The 583-nt window shown below is 68.6% G+C and carries 1 pseudogene; it reads right to left on the reverse strand.

Features of this window, described 5'->3' with window-relative positions:
- Positions 1 to 56: 56 nt before the first annotated feature.
- Positions 57 to 583: pseudogene (locus tag AB1460_RS38195) on the reverse strand (transposase); the annotation flags it as partial.

The following is a 583-nucleotide window of genomic DNA, read 5'->3' on the forward strand; positions in this document are numbered from 1 at the left end:
GCTAGACCTGTCTTCCGCACATGGGGTTGCGATGCGTTGACCGGCCCGGTTTCGGTTCAAGGTGGCCGGGTCGGGTCGACATCGAGGATGTCGAGGAGGTGCTGATGCAGAGCCGAGGGACGGGGGATGTAGGCGATCTGGTCGCCCCGGGCGGGCACGAGGCGCAGTCTGCTCAGGACGCCGAAGACCAGTGCTCCGGTGGGGCGGGCGGGACGGCCGGCGTAGAGGCCGGGGATCTTCCCGTCGGGGCCGGCGCCGAGCCGGGCTTGGCGTTCGACCAGGCAGAAGATGAGCAGGGCCAGGCAGATCACGTGGATGAGCGCGTGGATGCGTTGGTTGGAGTGCAGGAACATCGGTGTGACCGCGAGCGGGCCCTTGAAGGTGCCGTAGCGACGTTCGGAGACTTCCTGGCCCTTGTAGCGGGCGAGGACCTCGGCGGGATCGATGTCGGGGTCGAGGTTGGTCAGCAGGGCGTACCAGCCGTCGGTGGTGGCCTCGGTGTCGAGGGTGGCCTGGTCGAAGTGCCAGGTCAGGGCCGGTTTCCCGGTGTCCGGGTCGACGCTGGTGGCCGCGACGAGGTAGC

It is taken from the genome of Parafrankia sp. FMc2, assembly GCF_041008525.1.
GTDB lineage: Bacteria > Actinomycetota > Actinomycetes > Frankiales > Frankiaceae > Parafrankia.